The following is a 21,955-nucleotide window of genomic DNA, read 5'->3' as shown; positions in this document are numbered from 1 at the left end:
TCCATCCTCCTCAGTCCGCCGGCTTCTTCGCCGACTTCGGCCGGAACGCCTTGATCCGTTCCTCGTTCGTCGTCAGGTACGGCCCGCCGATCAGGTCGACGCAGTACGGGATCGCCGGAAACACGGCGTCCAGGCACTCGCCGATCGCCTTCGGCTGCCCCGGCAGGTTGACGATCAACGACGAGCCGCGGATTCCCGCCGTTTGCCGCGACAGGATCGCGGTCGGTACGGCCAGAAGCGAAACCTGGCGCATCAGCTCGCCGAAGCCCGGCATCTCTTTCTCGCAGACAGAGAGGGTCGCCTCAGGCGTCACGTCGCGGAGCGCCGGCCCAGTGCCGCCCGTGGTCACGACAAGGCAGCAAGCCTCGTCGTCACAGAGTTCCCGCAACGCCGCCGCGATCTGTTCGACCTCGTCCTCTACGACCCGCGCGCACGGCTCCCACGCCGAGGTCAGGACCTCCGCCAGGTAGTCGCGGATCGCGGGCCCGCCACGGTCCTCGTAGACCCCGCGCGAGGCGCGGTCCGAAACCGTGACGATGCCGATGCGTGCGGAGCGCACGGCGTCACGATAACAACCGGGAACGGGCCGGTCGCCAGCGTCGCGTTGATACCCTCTCCGGCCGTGCCGGACCCGAAGAACGACTCGCGATTGCACGAACTGCGGGCCCTGCTCCAGGAGCGGAGCATCGCCAAGGGAGACTTCGTCCTGACCTCCGGCGCGCGCTCGCACTACTACTGCGACACGAAGGCGACCGTGTTGTCGCCGCGAGGCTCGCGGCTGATCGGCGAAGCCCTGTGCGAGCAGCTCCGGCCCTTCGAGGTCGACGCAGTGGGCGGGCCCGAGGTCGGCGGCGCCTACCTGGCAACGGCGGCGTCCGTCGCGAGCGACCTGGACGGTCCGCCGCTCTTCGGTTTCCTGGTGCGCAACAAGGCGAAGGGCCACGGCACGAGCGCCCGAATCGACGCCTCGTACCACCCGGACGGACGCAAACTGATCGTCGCCGGCCGCCGGGTGGCAGTGGTCGACGACGTCGTCACGTCAGCCGGCTCGATCCTGCGCGCCATTGAGGCAGTGGAGGCCGAGGGCTGCGAAGTCGCCGCGGTATCGGCGGTCGTCGACCGGCAGGAGGGCGGGGGCGAGCGCCTGCGCAGCCGCGGCTACGACTTCCGGCCGCTGTTTGTCGCCGACCACGAGGGCAACCTGACGCTCTACTCCGGAGACGGACGATGAGGCGAGAGCGAACGAACCGGCACGGCCGGCGCGTTGCCGCCGTAGCGGCCACCGTCGTGCTGGCCGCCCTGACTCTGACCGGGATCGCCACCGAACCCGCGCCCGCCCACGTGCGGATCACGACCGACATCAACTTCGCCGACGATGTCCGCCCGATCCTCCGCCGCTACTGCATGCCCTGCCACAACCCGAAGGGGTCGGCGCCGGACTACATCGACCTGACGACCTACGGCAACGACGCCAAACCCGGTGCCCGCGCCTGGGCGGTGGCGATCGAGGAGGAGTTGCTGACCGGCAGCATGCCGCCGTGGACGGCTGACGCGCGCTACGACCACTTCCGGAACTCGCGTCGCATGAGCCAGCAGGAGATCGACATCGTGGTCGCCTGGGTGCAGGGCGGCGGACCGCAGGGACCGCGCCGCAACCTGCCTCCCCCGCCGGAGTTCACCCGGGAAGAATGGGTGCTCGGCGTTCCCGACCTGGTGATCGAGCCCACCGCCGAAACGGTCGTCGCGTCCGGGCAGCACGCCGCTCTTGGTCGAGAGCGGCTCGCCGTCGAACTCGAGGAGGACACCTGGGTCACCGGCTACGAGTTCCGGCCCCAGCACCCCGGCGTGGTGTACCGAATGGCGGCCTGGGTCCACGAACCTGAGGACGCGCCGCCGGAACTGCTCGAGGTCGAGGTCCAGGTCCCCTACGACCCCTTCCGCGACGAGGACGAGCCGGAGCCCACGCGAATGCGCACCGGTCGCCCTGGCCCCCACTTCCTCGGCCAATGGTTGCGCGGCGACGACCCGGTGCTGCTGCCGGACGGCGCCGGCAAGCGGCTGCGCCGCCGCTCGACGATCGAACTCGTGGTCGAGTACCGCAGACGGCCGAACGACGACTCGCGCACCGAGATCCGTGACCGCTCGGGCCTGGGCCTGTTCCTCGCCCAGACCGAGGACGAAGTGGAACTGTGGGTCGAAGGGCAGCAGGCGGGAGGTCAACTCACCCTGAAGGGCCGGCGTGCCGCCCGGCCCCAGACCGCAAGCCTGACGATCACCGAACGCGCCCGGCTGATCGGCCTGCATCCGCACGTCGGCGACCTGATCGCCACGATGGAGGTGCAGATCCACTTTCCCGACGGCCGGACGCAAACGGTCCTGTACGTGCCCGAGTACGACCCCGAGTTCCCCGCCTCCTACCTGTTCGAGGAGGCGGTCCATGCGCCGCCGGGCACACGGGTCGAGCTGATCGGATCGTTCGACGTCGGCAAGGCGAAGAACCCCATCGTCCAGCCCTTCGCGCTCCACGTCGACTACGAGCTCGACGACCACCTCGTCCTACCGGAGATCTTCGTGCCGCGCAACGAGCCCCAGTCCCGCGGCGGCATGCTGGCCGCCGGCCTCGGCGGCACCGACCTGCCGGTCGGCGGCGAAGGTGGCGCGACGCCGGGTTTCGCGCCCAACCCGGCCGACCCGAACGCCGCCGCCCACATGGACCACAACCCGCTTCACGGCGGCCAGTTCTTCATGGCGGCGAACAACTACCACCACCTGGAGGGCGCCCTGCCCCAGCCCGGCGAGTTCCGTCTCTACGTCTACGACGACTTCAAGCAGCCGGTCGATCCGCGGAACTTCGGCGGCGACGTCGTGTTCGAAGCGTGGAACGAGGAGACGGAGAGCTGGGACGAGACCCGCTACCCGATGGCGCCTCTGATCGGCAGCCAGTACCTCGTTTCCGAGATTCCTGAGGAGCTGCCGAGCGAGTTCTTCGCCCACGTCTGGCTGGCCGGTGAGCAGCAGCGGTACGACTTCTACTTCGAGGAGACGACGGTGGAGCCGCCCGCCGGTGCTTCCCGCGGCGGCGGTGTCATCCGCGCCGGGCCGCACAGCCACGAGCGGCCGCCGATGACGATCCCGGAGGACCGAAACGCCATCATGGCGCTGATGGCGAACAAGCGGGATCGGGTCCGCACCCAGATCGAGAACGGCGAGTGGCTGACTCTCTACGTGCCCGCCTTCGACGCCCGCGATCTCGCCGAAGTGCTGCTCGACCGCCTGGCCGGCCTGAGCGCCCGGCAACGCGGCCAGGCCCGGCAGGCGATCGGCCGGGTGATGCAGAGCGCCGCCGAACTCGACCGTAGCGGCGACCTCGCCGACCGGGCGCGGGCCCAGCGCGCGTTCGAACGCTTCGACAGCGGCGTCCGCGAGCTGGAGGACCTGCTCGGCCCGTAGCCGATTCCGCCGTGCGGCCGCCTAGTTAAAGTTCAGCGCCATCCGCATTTCCATCGGTACGCCGTTCTCATGTGGAATCGGCGCAACGACCTGGGCGAGGCAGTGCATCCCCAGATATCGGTAGAAGCCGACCGCATCCGCGTCCGACAGGACGTCGAGATGGAGGCCTCGCAGGCCAGCGCGCTTGCTCCGCTCGATCGCATGGTCGACGAGCTTCTTGCCGATGCCCTTCCCCCGTAGCGGCTCCTCCACGGCCAGTGCGCAGATGTAGTAAACGCTCGACGGGATCACCGCGTTCAGGTACTTGCACTGGTAGGCCCGCTCGGCGAGCAGGTTCAACCGTTCCATCGTGACCTCACCCGACTCCAGCATCGGGCCCCAGAGGCCGCCTAGCGCCTTCTTGCGCGGCGAGAACTCGGGGCCGGCGTAGCCGAGTTCGAGCCCCAGCAGTTCGTCGCCGTCCAGCGCCAGCGTGGTGCGGTCGTACGAGTACAGCGTGCCCGGCACCCGCCACGCGGCCTTGATCATCAGGTCGAACAGCTCCCGGCCGTCGAACTGGTACCCGTAGGACGCGGGGCCGGTTTCCCAGACCAGGTCGGTGAACTGATCCGCGTATCGGTCCAGATGTTCCTCCGTTGCCTGAACGATCTTCATCGCTTCATCTCCTTCCCCGGAAGGGGCGTCTCGCGGGCTTGAGCGACGGCAGCTTAGTACGATGGTGACCGGCAGGTATCCCCAGATGTTCATCTCGAACGGGAGGCTCCCGGACTTGCGCTCACTTCCCTGGGCGGTCGGCGCGCGCTTCCTCGTCCTCACCTTGGGTCTGGCGGTCGGCTGCGGCCCCGGCGGCGATCCCGGGGATGCCCCGGAGCCCGTCCCGGAAGCCGAACGGGAACCGCTGCCGACCTGGACGGAACTGGCCGGAGAGGTCGCCGCCGACCGGCTGAACGTCATTCTGGTGACGATCGACACGCTGCGTGCCGATCGTCTCTCCAGCTACGGCTCGGAACTCGTCTCCACGCCCCACATGGACAGGCTCGCCCGGGAAGGCGTGCGCTTTTCGAACGCCGCGACCACGGTGCCGTTCACCCTGCCGGCCCACTGCTCGATCATGACCGGCACCTACCCGCCGTTCCACGGCGTCCGGGAGAACGTCGGCTACTCCCTGGACGAAACGCTTCCCACTCTCGCCGAGGTGCTTTCTGTGGCCGGTTGGGACACGGCGGGGTTCATCAGCGCCTTCGTCCTCGATTCCCGGTGGGGAATCGGCCGCGGTTTCGACCGCTACCGTGACGACTTCCAGCTCGACCCGAGAGAGCCCTCCGTCAACGTCGGCCAGGTGCAGCACGAGGGGCCGGACACGATAGAGCACGCGCTGGCCTGGCTCGACGAGCCCCGGGACGCTCCCTTCTTCCTGTGGGTCCATCTGTTCGAGCCGCACGACCCCTACACGCCGCCCGAGCCCTTCAGGTCCCAGTATCCCGACCGCCCCTACGACGCGGAAGTGGCCTACACCGACTCGCTCGTCGGCCTGCTGCGCGAAGGGCTGGAGAGCCGCGGCGTGCTGGACGACTCGGTCTTCATTCTCACCTCCGACCACGGCGAGGGACTGGGGCAGCACGGCGAGGGATTCCATGGCTACTTCATCTATGACTCGACCGTCCACGTTCCGCTCATCCTGCGGCTGCCCTTCGGAGACTTCGAAGGCCCGGTCGTCAACGAAGCGGTCAGCCACGTCGACATCCTGCCGACCGTCCTCTCGATCGTCGGCCAGGACGTGCCACCGGAGGTGCAGGGCGTCGATCTGCGGTCGCTGATCCTGGGCCGGCAACCGGCATCGCCGCGGGAGGTCTACACGGAGTCGTACTACTCCCTCTACCACTACAACTGGGCGCCCCTGCGCTCGATCCGCACCGAGTCAGAGAAGTTCATCGAAACGACGAACCCGGAGCTCTACCTGCTCCGGGAGGACGCCGGCGAAGCGAACAACGTCCTGCTTCAGGAACGGGACCTGGCGCGGTCCCTGCGCGAACGCCTGCTCGCTTACTCCGACTACCTCAAGTCATCGGGTGACCGGCCCGGCGGGCGGCCCGACCTCGATACGGAGACGCTCGCGCAACTGCGCGCCCTGGGCTACCTGGCGGGCCGCGCAAACAGCGGGATCGATGAGGACGACGGAGTCGAGCGCACGGATCCGAAGGAGAGGATCGCGGTCCACCGGGCGATCATGGAAGCGCAGAGCTTCATCGGACAGGGCGATGAAGAGGGAGCCGAGGAGTACCTGCGCGCCGCCCTGGATCTGGACGCCAGCATCGTCGACGCGAACCAGATGCTGGGTGGGATCATCGGGCGGCGCGCCGACGAGGCGTCGCGGCGCGGAGACGCAGCAGCATCAGCCGAACTCCACGGTCAGGCGCTGGCGCTCTACCAGCAGGCGCTCGCGTTGAACCCGGAACACCAGGCCTCCCTGCTCGGACTCGCCACGAGCTACTGGCGGCTCGGCCGCCTCGAGGAGGCGCTGGTGGGTTTTCACCGGCTGGTGGAACTCGCGCCCTACGAATCGAACGCGGCGATCGCGATGAGCGACATCTACGCCGATCTGGACCGCCTCCCCGACGCGCTACGCGTCGTTGAAGCGGCAGCCGCCGAAGAGGTGGCGCCGGCGTGGATCCACAATCAGCACGGCGAGCTCCTGGCCCTCCTGGGCCGGAGCCGGGAATCGGCAGTTCACTTCGAGAAGGCGATCGCCAAGAACCCGGAGATCGGCCAGCCCTACTTCAACCTGGCGCTGACTCACGAGGAGGCCGGCCGCGCCCAGGAGGCAGCGGCGGCTTACGAGCAGGCGATCCGGCACGCGCCCTACCACTTCCGCGCCCAGTTCAACCTGGGACACCTGTACGGCCGGCTCGGCCGGCCCGAGGATCACCTGGAGATGTGGCGCGCGGCGATCCGCTCGAACCCGGAGTTCGTACTCGGCTACTACCACCTGGCCAAGCTGCACATGGATCGCGGCGACGACCTGGACCGCGCCGAGCTACTGGTCCGCGAGGGGTTGCGCCGCGATCCGGAGGGCGTCTTCGGGCCCTTCGGCTATTTCGTGCTGGCCGACATCCTCAACCGGAAGGGACGCCTGCCCGAGGCCAGGGAAGCGGTCGAGAACGGGCGGCGCCTGCAGGCCCGGGGCTAAGCCGGCACTACGCCGGCAGGTCACCCACCAGCTCGAACCAAACCTGCACCTTGCCGTCGTGGACGAGGTACATGGCCGTGATGTTCGAGGTCGTCGGGCCGTTCTCGGTCGTGAAGCTCTCCTCGCGCTCGTGGATCACGAGGTGCCCGAGCACCCGCTCCCTGGTGATCATCAGGTTGGGATCCTTCAGGCCGCCCATCAACTGCTTCATGTTCTCGAGGATTACATCGCCGCCCTCCGTCATCGACCGCGCCCACGGCCCTTCGGCCGCGTGGGTGATGAACCGGGCGTCGTCGGCCATGACGCTGGAGAACCACTCCCAGTCACTCGTCTCGAGCGCCTTGACGAAGTCGCGCGCGGTCTGCCGGTGGGAGATTTCCTCCACCGTCAGACCGGCATCCTCGTCCGCTGAAGCGGTCTGATCCGCCGCGGCAGCGGCTTCCTCCTCCGCGGCTCCGGCTTCCTCCGCCGGAGCGCAGGCCGAGGCGAGGATTCCGAGCGGAGCCGCGGCCAGCAGGGTGCGGCGATCGAACGGGAACGGCGTCTCAGCCTTCATCTTCATGTCGGAACCACCTTTCTGAATCTAGAAGTCGATGCCCACGCGTATCGCCATCCGCCGCGGCAGGAAGTACCTCGACGGCACGAGTTCCGCCGGATAGCGACCGTAGCTGCCCCAGTAGTAGTGGCCGTCGTCGTCCAGGAGGTTCAGCGCCTGCAGGTCAACCTTCAGGCCAACCTGGTCGCCCAGCGTGAACCGGCGCGACAGACCGATGTCGATCTGCTTGCGCGCGGGCATCCGGCGGTCGCCGGTCATCGCCTCCAGCGGAACCGTGACGTTCCCCTGGTTCAGACGCACGCGCGTCATGTAGCGGTACGGTCGGCCGTCCTCGTAGTTCAGGATCGTCACCAGCCGCAGGTCCCAGGGCAGATCGAAGGTCGCCTGGGTCCGGAACGTCCACGGCCGGTCGCTCTGACCCAGTTCGCCTCCGAAGAGGTGATGGTTCGGGTCGGAACCCTGGTTGCCGATGTAGAAGGCGTTGTTCTGGCTCTCCTGAAGCGCGTCGGGCTGGAACCCCTTCGATTCCGCCCAGCCGAGCGACGCGTTCAGCGACCAGCGGCCGGTGTGCCGTTTGGCGAAGGTGAGGAAGGCGCCCTTGTACTTCTGGTGGTACTTCGTCCCCGGCGGAGCGTTCGCCGCGTTCCCGGGGCGGTTGCCCTTCTGCAGCGTCGGCTGGACGATCATGTTCTTCAACATGATCGTCTCGCCCGTCAGCGGGTTGACGTAGGGCCTGTCCTCGTACTCGCCGTCGTCCCCGATCTGCCAACCGATCATGTCCGTCGTTTCGTGCGTGATGAGCTGGAGACCGACGACGTACTCCCCGACCTGCTTCTCGTACCCAACCGCGTACTGATCCGTCTGGGGCCGTTTCAGGTCCTTCCTCGGCAGTCGGAACGTGCCGTTGCCGACCTCCCAAGCAAAGGTGAACGGGCCATGCCGGTTCGCGCTCGTGCGCCACTGCGCGACCGGCCGGTCGGGATGGGGCTGCTGCCAGTTGGAGACGACGTTCATCTCGTGGTAGCGGCCGGCGGACAGCCGGAGCACGGCCTGGCGGTCGCCGTCGCCGATCCGGTAGGCCAGCCCCAACCGCGGGTCCACGCTCGAGTAGTCGACGACGTCCGGGTACTTCGGCGAGAACTCACCGGTCTTGACGCCGCAGTTCAGCTCGTCGCAGAGGTAGGACTCCAGGAGCGGATAGGGCGGAATGTAGCCACCATCCGAGTCGGTCCGTACACCGAGATTCAGCGTCAGGCGGTCATTGACCCGCCACGAGTCGTCCACGTACAGCCCGAACGCCTCCGTCTCCGCGCCGTAGTAGTGCTCCTTGCGGGAGTACTCGTAGTAGGTGCCGAAGAACTTGTAGTAGTACTTGCCGCCGAAGCCGGGATAGACGGCCGCCGCCTTCTCGCCGCTGCTGCTGTACTGGAATCCGAACTTGAACTCGTGGCTTCCGGCGAGGTCCTCGGCAAAGTGCGTCACCTTGGCGTGGCCGCGGTTCCACCACACGGGATACATGTAGGGGTACCTCTTGCCGCCGCTCGACGTCGCGGGACTCGTGTCGTAGTCGATGAAGGGCGCCTCCAGGCTGCCGGTCGCCGAGACGTTGCGGTTCTTGTTGTGGATGTCGTTCCAGTTCAGTTCCAGGATCGTGTTGCTGCCGAGGATCCCCTGGTAACCCAACCGGGTGTAGGGGACCACGACGTACTCCGTGCCTATCGCGCCCGGATTCGTGATCACGCGGCCGCTGTCGCCGTAGGAGCGTGCGTAGTCCTCGAACTGGAAGGCGCCCGTCAGCGTGTGCGACGGATTGAGCGACCAGTCGAGCTTCAGGTTGTAGTGATCGAAGGTGCTGACCGGGATGTCGATGCCGGGCGTCGCTCCCGGCTCGATCAGCAGATCCTCCTTGAGCCCGACCGCGGCGAAGAAGTACAGCTTGTCTCTCTTGATCGGGCCGCCCGCGGACAGGGTCCAACTGTTGTATGTGTCTCTGACGAAGCCGCGCTCGACCCCGACCGCGTCCTCCACTTGCGGACCCGCCGAGGTCAGACCGTCGAACTCGCCCGTGTAGGCGATGCGTCCCTGGAAGGTGTTCGTGCCGGACTTGGTGACTACATTCACCGCGGCGCCGGTCATGTTCCCGTACTCGGCGGGCGCTCCGACGCCGAGCACCTGCACCTCGGCGATCGTGTCCGGGTCCGCCCACGCGCCCCAGATGTTGCCGGTATCCGGGAAGCTGATGTCCAGGCCGTCTACGTTCCAGGCCACCGACCCCTCGTCCCGTCCGTAGGCGGAAACGAACCCCGAGTAGACGCCGACCGACCCGACGTTGCCGTTCGCCGACACGCCGGGAGCCATCAGGGCGAGTTCCTGGAAGTTGCGCTGGGTCGTCGGCTTGGCGTCGATCAGGTCGGCCTGGAAGCTGCTGCTGGCCGAGGAACTCGTCACGTCTAGGATCGGTGCCTCCGAAGTCACCGTGATCGCCTCCTCGACACCTGCGACCCGCATCGAGAAGTCGACGACGGCGACGCCGGAGATCGAGACGCGGACACCCTCGACCGTCTCGGTTTCGAGTCCCTCGAGCGTCGCGGTCAAGGTCACCAGGCCGGGCGGAAGCCCGGGGATCAGCCAATCACCGTTGACACCCGACATGGATGTGCGTTCGCCGCGCACGATGTCGCCCGTGGCCTGCACCAGGACTCCGGGCAGCGGCTCACCGTCCGCGGAACGGACCGTGCCGCGCACGCTGCCGACGTTCTGGGCGTACATCGCCGTCGACGCCAGGAGCGCCAGCACAACCAGGGGGAAGACGAGCTTCGGGGCGAAACGGGGAGACGACGTCATTACGAACCTCCGTGGGCACAGTTTCAAACACCGTAAGGTTTACGGCGTTCCTGTCCGTAGTCAAGGAACTTTTCTTAGCGAATCTGAGCGAACCTGAAAATGCCCCGATCTGCCTTGACTTCCCCTACGGTGTCGGACACAGTGACTCGATCAGGACACGGTTGAGAAGGCGGCCCCGGCATGACCGGGGCCACGCCTTCCGGAGGAGAACGACATGGGTTTGGCGCGACTGCTCGCCTGCGGATCCGCAACGGTCACGCTCCTTGCCGCCTCGGCAGCGGCCGCCGACTCCCACGAGGTGGCGAACCCGGCCTGCAAGGCCGCTCATCACCTGGTCGGCGAATGGGAAGTCCACACCGGCGACGGCACGCTGATGGCCGAGGTCGTGTGGGAGCTGGGGCCCGAAGGCTGCTACCTGGTCGAAGAGTGGATGACCCGCATGGACGGCATTCGGGACTTCTTCTGTCTGCTCGTCTACAGCGACACGCAGGACAACTGGAGCTATCTCGCCGGCTCGGGGAAGCCCGGCGGACAGCGGATGCGATTCGAGAACGGGAACATGGTGGAGAACGAGTTCCGCTTCGAGACCGCCGACCTCGACGAGGAGACGATCGGCCGTTTCAGCTTCTTCACGCTTCCCGACGGCCGGCTGCGCGAACTCTCCGTGCTCTCAACCGACGGCGGGGAAACCTGGGAAACCGAGTACGAACTGTTCTGGACCCGAAAGGAATAGGTATGAAGAGGACGTTCTTCGCGCTGGCGCTCGTCGCCTCGATGGGGTTCGCCGGAGTTCCCGCTTCGGCACAGATCGATCCGGCTTCCCTGCCGGAGCCCCTGCTCACCGCGACCCTGCCGGACAAGCCGGACGGCGCGCACTGGGTCTGGATCGCGTCCTTCGCGAACTACGCGCACGCCGACCTCATCGATGCCGACTCAGGTACGCTTCTCGGCTCGATCGAACTCGGCTACCAGGGCCTCCTGCCCCAGATCCCCAGCTCGGGCGACGAGATCTACAACCACGCCGTCTACATGACGCGCGGCTACCACGGCGATCTCGTCGAGGTGGTCGAGATCTTCGATGCGAAGACGCTCGAGATCAAGGGGGAGATCCCGATCGACCCGCCGAAGGCGATGCGGGGGCTGGCGAGCAGCAACCTGGCGACCCTGACGGACAACGACCGTTTCCTGATCCAGTCGTTCTTCACGCCCGCCCTGAGCTTCGGCGTCGTCGACCTCCAGGAACGGAAGTACGTCGGCGAGATCGAGACCGGCGGCTGCGCGCACACGATGGCGGCCGGATCCCGCCGGTTCCTGTCGCTATGCGGCGACGGATCCGTGCTGACCGTCGACCTGGATGAGAACGGCGCCGAGAGCGGAAGAGAAACCCACCCGGGCTTCTTCGACGCCGAGGGGGACCCCCTCCACCCCACGGGCGCCAGGTCGGGGGACGTGTGGTACTTCGCCTCGGTGCGCGGCGTGATGCACGCCGTCGACACGAGTGGCGGCGAGATCAGCTTCCAGGAGCCCTGGACGTTCCGCGACGAGGACGACGCGGGGGTCTGGGTGCCCGCCGCGCCGAACCAGCACATGGCGATCCACGAAGCCTCCGGCCGTCTCTTCCTGCTGATGTCCTCCGTGCCCGATCTCGAGCGTAAGCCCGGCGGTTACGACTTCCACCGCGGCTTCGGTTTCGAGACCTGGGTGTTCGACATCGAGAGCCGTGAACGGCTGGCGCGCTACAAGATGGACAAGGCCGCCGCCGCGGTTGCGGTGAGCCAGGACGACGCGCCGCTCCTCTATGTCTCGACCTACAGCCACGTCGACATCTACGACGCGAACACAGGCGAGCTGACGCGCACACTGAACCCCGATGTGGAAGTCAGAGGCGTCCTCGTCCTGATGCAACCCTGGGACTGACTCGTCCATGAGCCTTGCCATCGACCCGGTCGTCCAGATCGCCGCGCGAGTTCTGCTCACGCTGCTGTTTCTCGGCACCGCCGTGCACAAGATGCGCGACCTGCGGACGACCGCGACGATCGCGTCAAGCTATCTGCGGAGTTTCGGCCTGCCGCGTTCGCCCGCGCTCGCCGCCGTCGTCACAGCCGGCCTGATCGGAGCGGAACTGGTCGCCGCCGGGCTCTGCGCCGTCTACCCCTCGGGACCTGCGGCCGCCGGGCTGGTTGCGGGACTGCTCGGCCTCTACGCGCTCGGCATGGCTGTGAGCGTCCTCCGCGGCATCGCGCCCGAGGACTGCGGCTGCTCGTGGGCCGGAACGGTTGGACAGCCGGCGGGATGGGCGCTGGTGCTGAGGAATCTCGTGCTAATCGCGGTCGGCCTACTGCTGGCGCCCGAGGCCGCCGCGCGGCCGCTCGAGTTCGCCGACCATGTCGGCGCCTTCTCGCTCGGCCTGTTCGCCATCGCCATGTACGCTACGGCGGACGTGCTCATCGCGAACCACGGGTTGCTCCGGGAGGGAACGTCTTGACGACCTCCGTCGCCATCCTGCTCGCGATCATGGGTTTCGCGATTCTCTGCCTGGCGGTGGTGACGTTCGCGCTCGCCCGCCAGGTCGGCGTGATCCACCAGCGGATCGGCCCGGTCGGCGCGCTCGCCCTGAGCAAGACGGTGCGGGTCGGCGAGAAGTCGCCGGAGTTCCAACTCGACACCCTGGACGGAGAAGCGATCGTCCTGGGTGCTCCCGATCCGGATGGAAGAAGTACGCTGATCACGTTCCTTACGCCCAAGTGCCCGGTGTGCGCCCAGCTCCTTCCGGCGCTCCGATCCATCGCGCGGGACGAGTCGAACTGGCTCCGACTCGTTTTCGCGAGCGACGGCGATCCGGCGCAGCATGCTGAGTTTCGCAACAGGAGCCGGCTCGACGACTTCGCCTACGTGCTCTCGCCGGAACTCGGCATGACCTACGAGATCGGCAAGCTCCCGTACGGCGTGCTGCTCGACGAGAACGGGTTCGTCGCGGCGCAGGGGCTCACGAACAGCCGGGAGCACGTGGAGAGCCTGTTCGAGGCGAAGAGGCTGGGCGTCAGTTCGATACAGGAGTTTCTCGAGCACCAGGAAGAAGGCCGGGTGCTCATCGCAGGGGGTTCACAACAACCATCGTGAGGTTTGCCATGAACTGGTTCGACAACATCTCGATTCGCGCGGCGACCCGTCTGGCCGACAGGACCTCCCGGCGATCGGTGCTGGGTTCCATCGGCAGCGCCATCGCCGGCGGCGTTCTGCTGCCGCTGCTGCCGGTGGACCGGACGTTCGCGCAGGAAGCCGCGGACGACGCGGCCGAACCCATGCAGGATCCCATGCAGTGCGACTACTGGGCATACTGCTCGGTCGACGGCTGGCTGTGCGGCTGCTGCGGCGGTTCGACGAACTCCTGCCCGCCGGGGTCCAAGGCGGCACCCATCACCTGGACCGGCACATGCCTCAATCCGGCCGACGGCAAGAGCTACGTCGTCGCCTACCACGACTGCTGTGGCGCCTTCCCGTGCCAGCGTTGCTACTGCAACACGAACGAGGGCGACACGATGCGCTACCACCCGCAGCGTTCGAACTCCGTCCTCTGGTGCGGTAACGGCGGCGCTCCGTTCGGCTACCACTGCACGATGTCCCGTATTCTCTCCGTCGCCGAGTAGGACTCCACGAAGTGCATCGCCCGCTCCTTCTGTTCACGATCCTCGTCGTGTGCGCGAGTGCGGCCGCGGCCGGGGCCGAGGCGGACGACGCGGAAACCTACCGACTCGCTCACCTCGACTACATGCTGCACTGCCAGGGCTGCCACATGGCCGACGGCTCCGGCGTGGAGGGCACGGTCCCTCCCCTGCCCGGCGAGGTGGGCAAGTTCATCGCCAGCCCCGAGTGGCGGGACTATCTCATCCAGGTGCCCGGCGCCTCCCAGGCTCTGATCGACGACGAGGCCCTGGCCAGGTTGATGAACTGGATCGTCAGGCGCTTCGATCCCGAGAACGCGAAGGATCTGAAGCCCTACGAGGCCGCTGAAGTCGGACGGCTGCGTAGCCAACCGGTCACCAACCCAACTGAAGTGCGGCGTCAGATCATCGCCGAGATCCAGGGCACGCCGGCCGAGGAGTAAGGCCGCCCGCTACCTCCGCACGCGAGGCGCCTCCGGCGCGATCTCCTGGAAGCGCAGGATTCTGCCGGCCTCCTCGTACCGCCCCAACTGCTCGAGGGTCTGAGCGAGTTCGAACAGGAGGACGTCCTCCGGCAGGTGGCTCCCGCCACTCTCGACCAGGCTCTCCAACCTCTCAGCCAGTTCCTCGAACCGGCCCTGCTCGCGGTCCAGGAGGATCAGGCTCATCTCCGCGTCCGCCGCCAGGTCGGCCGGTCCGCCCTCGGCCAACCGCTGCCAGAGGGCGCGCGCCTCCTTGAACCCACCGTTCGCCGCCTCCAGCTCGCCCAGGTGTCCATGCGCGGCCCATGCCGCCCGGCTGCCGCGGTAGTCCTCCATCAGGCGTTCGAAGCGCCGCCTCGTTTCCTGGGTCCTACCCTGAATCCGGCTCGTCACCAGGGCGTCGTCAAGAGCCGCTATGGCGCGGCTGTCACGGATAGCGCGGCTCGCCAACACTCCCCCGGCTCCAAGCGCCACCAGCACAAGGACCACGCTTAGGGCCCATGAGCGACGCCGACGCTTTCTCGCCTTTGCTCGCATCGTCCTCCCCTATAGTGTCAAAGGGAAAGAGGTCCCGAATGGCCAACATCAGGGAAGTCCAGCGGCTACCGCCGGCCTGGTGGCTGCCGGCGTCCTTCACCCTCCTGCTGCTTGCGTTCTCACTGCTCCCGCAGTTTCGCGCGAGCACGGAGTTGACCTGGTCGCTCTGGGCCGCCTGCGCGGTGCTCGCGGTTCTGCATGGTCGTCTGCTGGCCAACTCCGGCCAGGACGGCCGTGAGCTGGAACTGAAGGTCTCCCTCATCCCGTCGCACTACGTGCAGGCCTTCGTCCAGACCTGCATCTACGTCTACTGGGCCTTCTACTGGGAGCAGATGCGCCACCAGGCGGCGCTGATCGTCGCGCAGATCGTCTTCGCCTACGCCTTCGACATGCTCGTCGGCTGGTCGAGGCGCAAGACCTGGCACCTTGGCTTCGGGCAGTTTCCGATCATCCTGAGCACGAATTTCTTCCTCTGCTTCAAGGAGGAGTGGTTCTACCTCCAGTTCGCGATGATCGCCGTCGGCATCCTGGGCAAGGAGTTCTTCCGCTGGAACCGGGACGGCCGCAAGCGCCACATCTTCAATCCGTCGGGCTTCGCTCTCTCCGTCTTCTCGCTCGGTCTGATCCTCTCCGGGACGACGGACCTCACCTGGGGCGCCGAGATCGCGACGACCCTGGCCAATGCACCCCACATGTACGTCGCGATCTTCATGGCCGGACTGGTCGTCCAGTTCTTCTTCTCGGTGACGATCGTGACGCTGTTCGCGGCGGCCGCCCTGGTCGTCGCCAACCTCATCTACTCGAGCGTCACCGGCGTCCACTTCTTCGTCGACGCCAGCATTCCGATCGCGGTCTTTCTCGGCCTTCACCTGCTCGTCACCGATCCGTCGACGTCACCGCGCAGCAGGCTGGGGAGCGCGGTGTTCGGTGCCCTCTACGGCTTGAGCGTCTTCGGCCTGTTCGAGTTCCTCCGCCAGGTCGATGTCCCCCTCTTCTACGACAAGCTCCTGTTCGTACCGGTTCTCAACCTGTGCGTGCCGCTCCTCGACCGGCTCGGGAAACCGCGCCGCGTGGAGAGCTTCCGCCTCGCGGTTCTGCTTCAGGCGACGAAGCCGCGCCGCGTGAACTACGCCTTCATGGCCGTCTGGATCGGGCTCTTCGGCTGGATGCTGGCATCGAACTTCGTCGGCCAGGCGCACGAGGGCGACGACTTCAAGTACTGGCAGACCGCCTGCGACGAAGGCAAGCGGTTCGCCTGCGAGAACCTGGTCACGAAACTCGAACTCACCTGCAACAACGGCGGCGGCGAGGAGTGCAACATGCTGGGGGTGCTGTTCAATCGCGGAGAGGTGGTGCCTCTCGACCCGCTGGAAGGTGTCTCCTACTTCGACCAGGCGTGTCGCAACGGCTTCCACAAAGGCTGCCAGAACGTCGTCATCCAGGCCGTGTTCGACGGCAACGTGTCGATGACTTCCGCCGGCGTGTCCGACGCGATCGAACAGCTCCCGGCCGGCTGCGAGGACGGCGAGAGCATGAGCTGCTTCCTGCTCGGCTACGCCCACGTGCACGGCCACGGCGTGCCGGAGGACATCCCCCGGGCCCAAGACCTCCTCTCCACCGCCTGCAACATGGGCGAAGCCGCGGCCTGCGCCGAACTGGAGAAGGGCCTGGGCACCCTCTTCTTCCCGCCTGGCAGCAGGCCGAACGACCCGTAGCGAGGCCTCCTCAGCTAGAAGTCGAGCGACATCCGCATCTCCATCGGGATGCCGTGCTGGTGGGGGACGGGCGCCACCGTTTCGGTTAGGCACTCCATGCCCAGCGAGTTGTAGAAGTGGACCGCGGGCGTGTCCGAAAGCACGTCGAGGTGCAGACCGCGAAGACCCTCCTTCTTCGAGTCGTCGATCGCCCTGTGCATCAACTGCTTGCCGATCCCCTCACCGCGCCGCGACTCCACCACGGCGAGCGCGTGCACGTAGTAGACCGCCGACGGAATCGCCACATTCAGGTAGCTGGCCAGATAGGCGGCCCGTCCGATCTCGCCGAGCTGCTCCCTCGTCACCCGACCCGACTCGATCAGCGGCGCCCAGAGGGGGCCCAGCGTCTTCTTGCGCGTGGCGAACTCCGGACCGCGGAAGCCGATTTCGATCGCAAGCAGTTCCTCGCCTTCGACCGCGATCGTCGTGCAGTCGTAGCCGAACAGCGTGCCCGCCAAGGGCCACGAGGCCTTGACGATCTCGTCGTAGAACTCCCGCCCTCCGAACTGGTACTCGTAGGTCGTCGGCCCGGTCTCGTAGACGAGGTCCGCGACTTCGTCCGCCCACTTCTGGGCGTGAGCCTCGGTTGCCTGCATGATCTCCATCGCTGCGCTCCCTTCCCTGGTTGTCATCAACGTAGATGTGAACACGATAGCTTCGGCAGCGGTGATCCACTACCGACCGATGAGGATGGCCGATGTCGGCCGCGCCCCGATCGACTGCCAGGGCACTGAAGACGAGGTCCGGGCCCGGATCGCGGCTCTCGGAGCGAGCGCGATCCTCGCCTTCGACGGTGAGCAGCACGTGGGCCAGCTCCAGTTCCGCCGCTACGACCCGGCACTACGCTCTCCCGCAGGCATCATGGATCCGTTGTACTGGGGCGACTTCGGCCAGGCGAGCGTCCCGTCCCTGCCGCCGGGCACACTCAACCTGTTCTGCTACCACGTCGGCCAGTTGGAAGCCGGCGACGCCCGCGATTCCCGTTACCACGGACGCGGCATCGGCGTGGCGTTGCTCGAGGAGTTCGTGAGCTGGGCCGACGCCGCCGGCGTCGAGGCGACCGTCGCAAAGGCGGTGCCTCCCTTCCGTCCCCTGGGCGTCTTCATGGGCGGTCACCCCGCGTCGATCTACGAGGACAGTGGCTTCGAAACCGTCGCGCGCTGGTGCGACCGCGACCTGCGCGACCGCCTCCCCAACGTCCTCGCCGGGGAGCACGGCGACGGTGTCGCAGCGGCGTTGCGGGACCTCTGCGATCAGGGGTTCACTCTCGACGAGCTGGCCGAAGTGGCAATGGTCGTGCGCCGCCGGCTCTAGAGCCGCCAAACCTGTCGCAGACTCCACGTTTGGCCCCAGCCCCCACCTCACCAGTAGCCTGCGTCGCAGGCCTCGCTTCGCTGCGTTCCGCGACGCAGACTCCTGGCGCCGCTACTCCTGGCCATGGATGCGCCTGGAGTCGAAGTCCATCCAGGTGACGAGCCACCTGCCGTCGCGCCTGTTCACCAGCATCTCGAGTCCGAAGTCCAGCCCGGTGGTGGTGATCCACCTTGTTCCGGTGACCTTCGCCGTGCCATTCTCCCACTCGACCACCATCTCGTCGCTCGGCGTCTTGCTACCGGCAGTCGACCCGAGGTAGTCACGGAAGACATCCTTGTCGGCGCCGCTGTAGGACCTGAAGTCCTCGCCCAGGTAGGTCCACATGAGGTCCATGTCGCCCTCCGCCATGGCCTTCAGCATCGCACGCACCGCGACCTTGACGGCTTCCGTGTCCTCCCTGGACCCGGCGGCCACGTCAGCAGGAGCGGAGGTCGTCCGGGCCGGCTGGTCCCCCGCCTCCGTGACCCGCGTAGAAGCCAGATCGAAAGCCGCCAGGTGCTCTTCGTCCTTCACGAAGACCCGGGACCCGGAGAGCGCCACATGGGACCAGGTCGTGCTGTCGGCCACTTCCCAGGAAGCCAGTTCCCTGTATCCGGACGGATCCGCCGCGATCACCTTGAGTTCCGCCTCGTCCGTGAGCACGAGCAGGCGGTCGTCGACCGCGATCACCGACGCGTACGACGCCCACCGGCCCGGTCCCTGCCAGACGAGTTCCCCGGTGGCGGGGTCGAGACAGACGAAGGTGCCGGCCCTCTTGTTCGAGCGGAAGTACAGATGGTCGCCGACCAGCACCGGCGAGTCCATGTAGAGCTCCGCGTCGGTCGTCTTCCAGACCTCGCTCACGGCCCAGGCGCCGCCGGGCTTGGCCGGCGGTTCGACCTTGATCGCGGCGGTCCCCCACTGGTAGCCCGAGAGGATGAAGTTGCCGTCGTAGCGGAGCGTGGTGGGCGTGTTCTGCTGGAAGGCCGTCGTGAAGGGGAGCGACCACAGCGGATCGCCGTCCGTCGCCCCGACGCCGAAGAAGGACACGTCGTCCAGCGTCACGATCTGCCGCACCCCGCCATGATCGAACGCCACGGGCGAGGCGTACGCGGGCGGCCCGTCGGCGCGCCACACTTCCTTGCCGGTCGTCTTGTCGTAGGCGATCAGGGCGCCCTCGTCTCCCTGCTGCTCGTTGCCCGTCGTGCCGATCGGCACGATCAGCAGATTGCCCTCAATCAGCGGCGACGACGCGGTTCCCCAGATCGGGTAGGGCTCGGTGTAGAGGTCGTCGAAGGTCTTCTGCCAGCGTACTTCGCCTGAGTCCGCGTCCAGGGCCAAGAGGCGCTCCCTGATGCCGAAGCTGTAGACCGAGTCGCCTTCCGCCAGCATCGTGGACTTCGGACCCGGGCCGTACTGGATTGCCGCGGTTCTGGGCGCATAGGAAACCGCGTAGCTGTGGCGCCAGAGTTCCTCGCCGGTCGAAGCCGAAAGGGCGAGCACGACTTCGTCTTCGCCCTGCCGCGCGTGAATGAAGACGCGGTCGCCGACCACGATGGGCGAGGACTGACCGCCCCCGACCGGAACCTTCCAGAGCTGGTCGAGGGCCACGGGAAGTTCGGCAGGGAGTCGGCCACCAACCGCCTGCCCGTCGCGATTCGGCCCCCGCCACTGCGGCCAGTCGGAGCCCTGCGCGGCAGAGCCGAACGTCATCGCTCCGAGGGCGAGCAGCGTGGCCGTTCCTTTTCCGATCGGCCGGCGTCCGTCCCTTGCCTCGAAACGTCCCGACTTCGATGCTCTGCCCATGATCAGTGCCTCCTCGTCCGATGTCCTGGGGTCGCTACACGTTGTCCGAGTGCCTCCCGCGGCGTCAAGGGACTTTCCTTAGCGAACCTTGGAGAACCTGTGCACATCGCTGTCAACCTCCCGTTCGCGCCCCGGCCGAGACGCGCAGAGCACAAAGCTGCTAGGGTACGCGCCTCATGCGCGCGCTGCCCATGCAGGCGGGGCGTGCACCGCAAGAGAGCGAGCATCCGCAACGCGAGGAAAGACGGAGATATGGCCACCAAGGCATCGGTCGCCAAGAACGAGCGCCGCAAGAAGATCGTCGAGAGGTACCGGGAACGGAGGGAAGAGTTGCGCGCCCTGGTCAGGGATGAGCGCCTTCCCCCCGAGCAGCGCTTCGAGGCACAGCTTCTGCTGAACAAGCTCCCGCGCGACGCCAGTCCGGTCCGCGTGCGCAACCGCTGCGCCGTCACCGGACGGCCGCGGGGCTACTACCGGAAGTTCGGCCTGTCGCGCATCGCCCTGCGGGACCTGGCTCTCCGCGGCGAGCTCCCCGGCGTCATCAAGGCGAGCTGGTAGGGGTTCAGCCTCCGAGGGCCGCGGACAACTCGTTCAGCATCCGCCGCTCCTCCCGGGACACGCTGCCGAGGCCAAGGAAGCCGCCCGCGGCTTCGGCGACCTTCTGCGCGCGGCCCATGATGTCATCGCGAACCGCGGAGGCATCCGCCTCGTCGAGTTCGGCGACCAGCGCCGAGGCGTAGCCTTTCCAGGCCTCGAGCAGTTCGACGCCCGGGCGGCGCTCGAGCCACGCGAAGAGCAGCCCGGCGGCGGTCGATCCCCTGGTCACTCCCGCCTCGCGCGCCGCCTGCAGGATGGCCTCCCGCTCGCCCGCATCCATCGCATGGTCGGACCACGCCACTTCGATCAGCGGCACGAGGCCCACCGCCACTAGCGCCTCGCCGTGCACTCCGGCGTCGAGCAGACCGCCGAGGACCTCGCGGTGCACGATTCCCGACGCCGCGGCCAGCTCGTCGAGCTGCTCCTCGCGCTCCTTCTTCGCCCGCAACCCCTCGATGAGTTCGCGGTCCATGTTGCGAAAGAAGGCATCCTCGAGCGAGTCGCCACGCTCCTTGAGTAGGTCGGTGGTCATCTTGCTTCCGGCTCCTCTGGTCTGATGCGAGTGGGCGATTCTGAAGCTGAACCAAGCCTTCGAGCGCGCGGGATCGTAGCACCCCTCCGACCGTCGGACCGGTGCTACGATCCACCCCTTCGCAACACAGGTTTCGTCGAGACGGAACTGACTGCTCAGGGAGACACCGCCGATGTTCGATCCTCGCGCTCAGGTTCGCGGACGGGTGCTGTTCAGCCTCGTTCTCTGTTCGTTGGTCGTCGCCACGCCGGCACTTGCCCAGACGATCTGCATGCCCCAGTTCTTCGCCGACGCCCTGGCCGACCTGAAGGACGAGCACGCCGGCCTCCGCTTCCTGTCCGGCGACGATGTCGATCCCGGCGAGTGCGAAGGTCTGATCGCGGGCTACCGCGGAATCGAGAACTACCTCGTCGCCGACAGCAAGCTGCGCTGGATCCAGAGCAACTCCGCCGGTGTCGAGGGCTTCCTCGAGATCCCCGACCTGCGCGACAGCGACATCGTGCTGACGAACGCGAAGATCATTCAGGGCCCGGAGATCGCCGACCACGCCTTCGCCCTGCTGCTCAACTTCACCCGCAACCTGAAGGCGTTCAACGCCCAGATGTCCGAGGGCTGGAACACGGAGCGAGAACTGCCGATGATCGAGCTCCGCGGGAAGACGGCCGTCGTGATCGGCCTGGGCGGCATCGGCACCCAGATCGCGCAGCGGGCCGCGGCCTTCGGCATGACCGTGCTCGCCGTCGATCCGAAGGACATTCCAATCCACCGCGACGTGGCCTACGTCGGCAAGCCGGACGGACTCGACGACCTGCTGCCCCGGGCCGACGTCGTCTTTTCCTCCGTGCCGCACACGCCGGCCACGGAGGGCATGATCGGCGCCCGCCAGTTCGAACTGATGAAGCAGGACGTCTACTTCATCAACATCTCGCGCGGCAAGATCGTCGACACGGACGCCCTGGTCGCCGCCCTCACGAGCGGCAGGGTCCGGGCCGCCGGCCTCGACGTCACGGATCCCGAACCGCTGCCGTCCGACCACCCGCTGTGGACCATGTCGAACGTGACGATCACGCCCCACCTGGCGACGATCTCCGATCGCCTGGAGGAGCGGCGGACGAAGCTGCTACGCGACAACATCACGCGCTTCGCGACCGGCAGACCGCTCCGCAACGTCGTCAACAAGCAGGTCGGCTACTAG

At 67.1% G+C, this 21,955-nt stretch carries 21 protein-coding genes; 13 read left to right on the top strand and 8 right to left on the bottom strand.

What is annotated here, in order from left to right:
* Window positions 1-10: 10 nt before the first annotated feature.
* Complete coding sequence (gene mog / locus OXG83_01715; GenBank protein MCY3963728.1) at window positions 11-559, bottom strand: molybdopterin adenylyltransferase; 549 nt, start codon at window positions 557-559, stop codon at window positions 11-13.
* A 63-nt stretch (window positions 560-622) separates the two neighbouring features.
* Between mog and pyrE the strand changes: the two genes are divergently transcribed.
* Entirely contained in the window at window positions 623-1,231 is a 609-nt protein-coding gene (pyrE, locus tag OXG83_01710) for an orotate phosphoribosyltransferase (protein ID MCY3963727.1), read from the top strand.
* Complete coding sequence (locus OXG83_01705) at window positions 1,228-3,450, top strand: hypothetical protein (protein ID MCY3963726.1); 2,223 nt, start codon at window positions 1,228-1,230, stop codon at window positions 3,448-3,450. The genes pyrE and OXG83_01705 overlap by 4 nt, the downstream gene beginning before the upstream one ends.
* Window positions 3,451-3,471: 21 nt before the next feature.
* Here the strand turns inward: OXG83_01705 and OXG83_01700 are convergent, their stop codons facing one another.
* The gene (locus tag OXG83_01700; GenBank protein MCY3963725.1) at window positions 3,472-4,104 is read right to left on the bottom strand and encodes a GNAT family N-acetyltransferase; all 633 of its coding nucleotides are present in this window, start codon (window positions 4,102-4,104) and stop codon (window positions 3,472-3,474) included.
* A gap of 61 nt (window positions 4,105-4,165) precedes the next feature.
* Between OXG83_01700 and OXG83_01695 the strand changes: the two genes are divergently transcribed.
* The gene (locus OXG83_01695) at window positions 4,166-6,637 is read left to right on the top strand and encodes a sulfatase-like hydrolase/transferase (protein MCY3963724.1); all 2,472 of its coding nucleotides are present in this window, start codon (window positions 4,166-4,168) and stop codon (window positions 6,635-6,637) included.
* A gap of 7 nt (window positions 6,638-6,644) precedes the next feature.
* Here OXG83_01695 and OXG83_01690 read toward each other — a convergent pair whose 3' ends face one another.
* A complete protein-coding gene (locus tag OXG83_01690; GenBank protein MCY3963723.1) occupies window positions 6,645-7,199 on the bottom strand; it encodes a hypothetical protein in 555 nt (184 codons plus the stop codon).
* A 21-nt stretch (window positions 7,200-7,220) separates the two neighbouring features.
* Window positions 7,221-10,037, bottom strand: coding sequence for a TonB-dependent receptor (locus tag OXG83_01685; GenBank protein ID MCY3963722.1), 2,817 nt, complete (start codon window positions 10,035-10,037; stop codon window positions 7,221-7,223).
* 214 nt (window positions 10,038-10,251) lie between these two features.
* Here OXG83_01685 and OXG83_01680 point away from each other — a divergent pair, with 214 nt between their 5' ends.
* From OXG83_01680 to OXG83_01655, 6 genes are read left to right on the top strand one after another with little or no spacing between them, the layout of a single operon-like run.
* Complete coding sequence (locus tag OXG83_01680) at window positions 10,252-10,770, top strand: hypothetical protein (protein ID MCY3963721.1); 519 nt, start codon at window positions 10,252-10,254, stop codon at window positions 10,768-10,770.
* A gap of 2 nt (window positions 10,771-10,772) precedes the next feature.
* Entirely contained in the window at window positions 10,773-11,954 is a 1,182-nt protein-coding gene (locus OXG83_01675) for an amine dehydrogenase large subunit (protein ID MCY3963720.1), read from the top strand.
* Between the two features lie 7 nt (window positions 11,955-11,961).
* On the top strand, window positions 11,962-12,522 hold the full coding sequence (locus tag OXG83_01670) for a hypothetical protein (protein MCY3963719.1): 561 nt from the start codon (window positions 11,962-11,964) through the stop codon (window positions 12,520-12,522).
* The gene (gene mauD, locus OXG83_01665; protein ID MCY3963718.1) at window positions 12,519-13,157 is read left to right on the top strand and encodes a methylamine dehydrogenase accessory protein MauD; all 639 of its coding nucleotides are present in this window, start codon (window positions 12,519-12,521) and stop codon (window positions 13,155-13,157) included. The genes OXG83_01670 and mauD overlap by 4 nt, the downstream gene beginning before the upstream one ends.
* A gap of 8 nt (window positions 13,158-13,165) precedes the next feature.
* Window positions 13,166-13,684 carry a hypothetical protein gene (locus OXG83_01660; protein ID MCY3963717.1) on the top strand — a complete coding sequence of 173 codons (519 nt, stop codon included), beginning with the start codon at window positions 13,166-13,168 and terminating at the stop codon, window positions 13,682-13,684.
* Between the two features lie 11 nt (window positions 13,685-13,695).
* Window positions 13,696-14,142: a hypothetical protein gene (locus tag OXG83_01655; protein MCY3963716.1), complete on the top strand. Its 447-nt coding sequence runs from the start codon at window positions 13,696-13,698 to the stop codon at window positions 14,140-14,142.
* 9 nt (window positions 14,143-14,151) lie between these two features.
* On the opposite strand, the gene OXG83_01650 is transcribed toward OXG83_01655, so the two are convergent.
* Window positions 14,152-14,631, bottom strand: coding sequence for a hypothetical protein (locus tag OXG83_01650; protein MCY3963715.1), 480 nt, complete (start codon window positions 14,629-14,631; stop codon window positions 14,152-14,154).
* Between the two features lie 125 nt (window positions 14,632-14,756).
* On the opposite strand from OXG83_01650, the gene OXG83_01645 reads away from it, so the two are divergent.
* Window positions 14,757-16,433, top strand: coding sequence for a hypothetical protein (locus tag OXG83_01645; GenBank protein ID MCY3963714.1), 1,677 nt, complete (start codon window positions 14,757-14,759; stop codon window positions 16,431-16,433).
* Between the two features lie 14 nt (window positions 16,434-16,447).
* Here OXG83_01645 and OXG83_01640 read toward each other — a convergent pair whose 3' ends face one another.
* On the bottom strand, window positions 16,448-17,077 hold the full coding sequence (locus tag OXG83_01640; GenBank protein MCY3963713.1) for a GNAT family N-acetyltransferase: 630 nt from the start codon (window positions 17,075-17,077) through the stop codon (window positions 16,448-16,450).
* On the opposite strand from OXG83_01640, the gene OXG83_01635 reads away from it, so the two are divergent.
* On the top strand, window positions 17,067-17,786 hold the full coding sequence (locus OXG83_01635) for a hypothetical protein (GenBank protein MCY3963712.1): 720 nt from the start codon (window positions 17,067-17,069) through the stop codon (window positions 17,784-17,786). The genes OXG83_01640 and OXG83_01635 overlap by 11 nt on opposite strands.
* Before the next feature lie 111 nt (window positions 17,787-17,897).
* On the opposite strand, the gene OXG83_01630 is transcribed toward OXG83_01635, so the two are convergent.
* On the bottom strand, window positions 17,898-19,631 hold the full coding sequence (locus OXG83_01630; GenBank protein MCY3963711.1) for a PQQ-binding-like beta-propeller repeat protein: 1,734 nt from the start codon (window positions 19,629-19,631) through the stop codon (window positions 17,898-17,900).
* A gap of 252 nt (window positions 19,632-19,883) precedes the next feature.
* Here OXG83_01630 and rpsN point away from each other — a divergent pair, with 252 nt between their 5' ends.
* Entirely contained in the window at window positions 19,884-20,189 is a 306-nt protein-coding gene (gene rpsN, locus OXG83_01625; GenBank protein MCY3963710.1) for a 30S ribosomal protein S14, read from the top strand.
* 4 nt (window positions 20,190-20,193) lie between these two features.
* Here rpsN and OXG83_01620 read toward each other — a convergent pair whose 3' ends face one another.
* Window positions 20,194-20,760 carry a hypothetical protein gene (locus OXG83_01620; GenBank protein ID MCY3963709.1) on the bottom strand — a complete coding sequence of 189 codons (567 nt, stop codon included), beginning with the start codon at window positions 20,758-20,760 and terminating at the stop codon, window positions 20,194-20,196.
* A gap of 172 nt (window positions 20,761-20,932) precedes the next feature.
* Between OXG83_01620 and OXG83_01615 the strand changes: the two genes are divergently transcribed.
* On the top strand, window positions 20,933-21,955 hold the full coding sequence (locus tag OXG83_01615; GenBank protein ID MCY3963708.1) for a D-2-hydroxyacid dehydrogenase: 1,023 nt from the start codon (window positions 20,933-20,935) through the stop codon (window positions 21,953-21,955).

Source organism: Acidobacteriota bacterium (assembly GCA_026707545.1).
In the GTDB taxonomy this organism is placed as follows: domain Bacteria; phylum Acidobacteriota; class Thermoanaerobaculia; order Multivoradales; family Multivoraceae; genus Multivorans.
This window is presented reverse-complemented; position numbering and strand designations above follow the sequence as displayed.

Bases quoted from the DNA above. Each gene is read 5' to 3' on its own strand.
- OXG83_01705 (MCY3963726.1), top strand. From the start codon at position 1,228: ATGAGGCGAGAGCGAACGAACCGGCACGGCCGGCGCGTTGCCGCCGTA.
- OXG83_01700 (MCY3963725.1), bottom strand. From the start codon at position 4,104: ATGAAGATCGTTCAGGCAACGGAGGAACATCTGGACCGATACGCGGAT.
- OXG83_01695 (MCY3963724.1), top strand. From the start codon at position 4,166: ATGGTGACCGGCAGGTATCCCCAGATGTTCATCTCGAACGGGAGGCTC.
- OXG83_01690 (MCY3963723.1), bottom strand. From the start codon at position 7,199: ATGAAGATGAAGGCTGAGACGCCGTTCCCGTTCGATCGCCGCACCCTG.
- OXG83_01685 (MCY3963722.1), bottom strand. From the start codon at position 10,037: ATGACGTCGTCTCCCCGTTTCGCCCCGAAGCTCGTCTTCCCCCTGGTT.
- OXG83_01680 (MCY3963721.1), top strand. From the start codon at position 10,252: ATGGGTTTGGCGCGACTGCTCGCCTGCGGATCCGCAACGGTCACGCTC.
- OXG83_01675 (MCY3963720.1), top strand. From the start codon at position 10,773: ATGAAGAGGACGTTCTTCGCGCTGGCGCTCGTCGCCTCGATGGGGTTC.
- OXG83_01670 (MCY3963719.1), top strand. From the start codon at position 11,962: ATGAGCCTTGCCATCGACCCGGTCGTCCAGATCGCCGCGCGAGTTCTG.
- OXG83_01660 (MCY3963717.1), top strand. From the start codon at position 13,166: ATGAACTGGTTCGACAACATCTCGATTCGCGCGGCGACCCGTCTGGCC.
- OXG83_01645 (MCY3963714.1), top strand. From the start codon at position 14,757: ATGGCCAACATCAGGGAAGTCCAGCGGCTACCGCCGGCCTGGTGGCTG.
- OXG83_01635 (MCY3963712.1), top strand. From the start codon at position 17,067: ATGATCTCCATCGCTGCGCTCCCTTCCCTGGTTGTCATCAACGTAGAT.
- OXG83_01640 (MCY3963713.1), bottom strand. From the start codon at position 17,077: ATGGAGATCATGCAGGCAACCGAGGCTCACGCCCAGAAGTGGGCGGAC.
- OXG83_01630 (MCY3963711.1), bottom strand. From the start codon at position 19,631: ATGGGCAGAGCATCGAAGTCGGGACGTTTCGAGGCAAGGGACGGACGC.
- rpsN (MCY3963710.1), top strand. From the start codon at position 19,884: ATGGCCACCAAGGCATCGGTCGCCAAGAACGAGCGCCGCAAGAAGATC.
- OXG83_01620 (MCY3963709.1), bottom strand. From the start codon at position 20,760: ATGACCACCGACCTACTCAAGGAGCGTGGCGACTCGCTCGAGGATGCC.
- OXG83_01615 (MCY3963708.1), top strand. From the start codon at position 20,933: ATGTTCGATCCTCGCGCTCAGGTTCGCGGACGGGTGCTGTTCAGCCTC.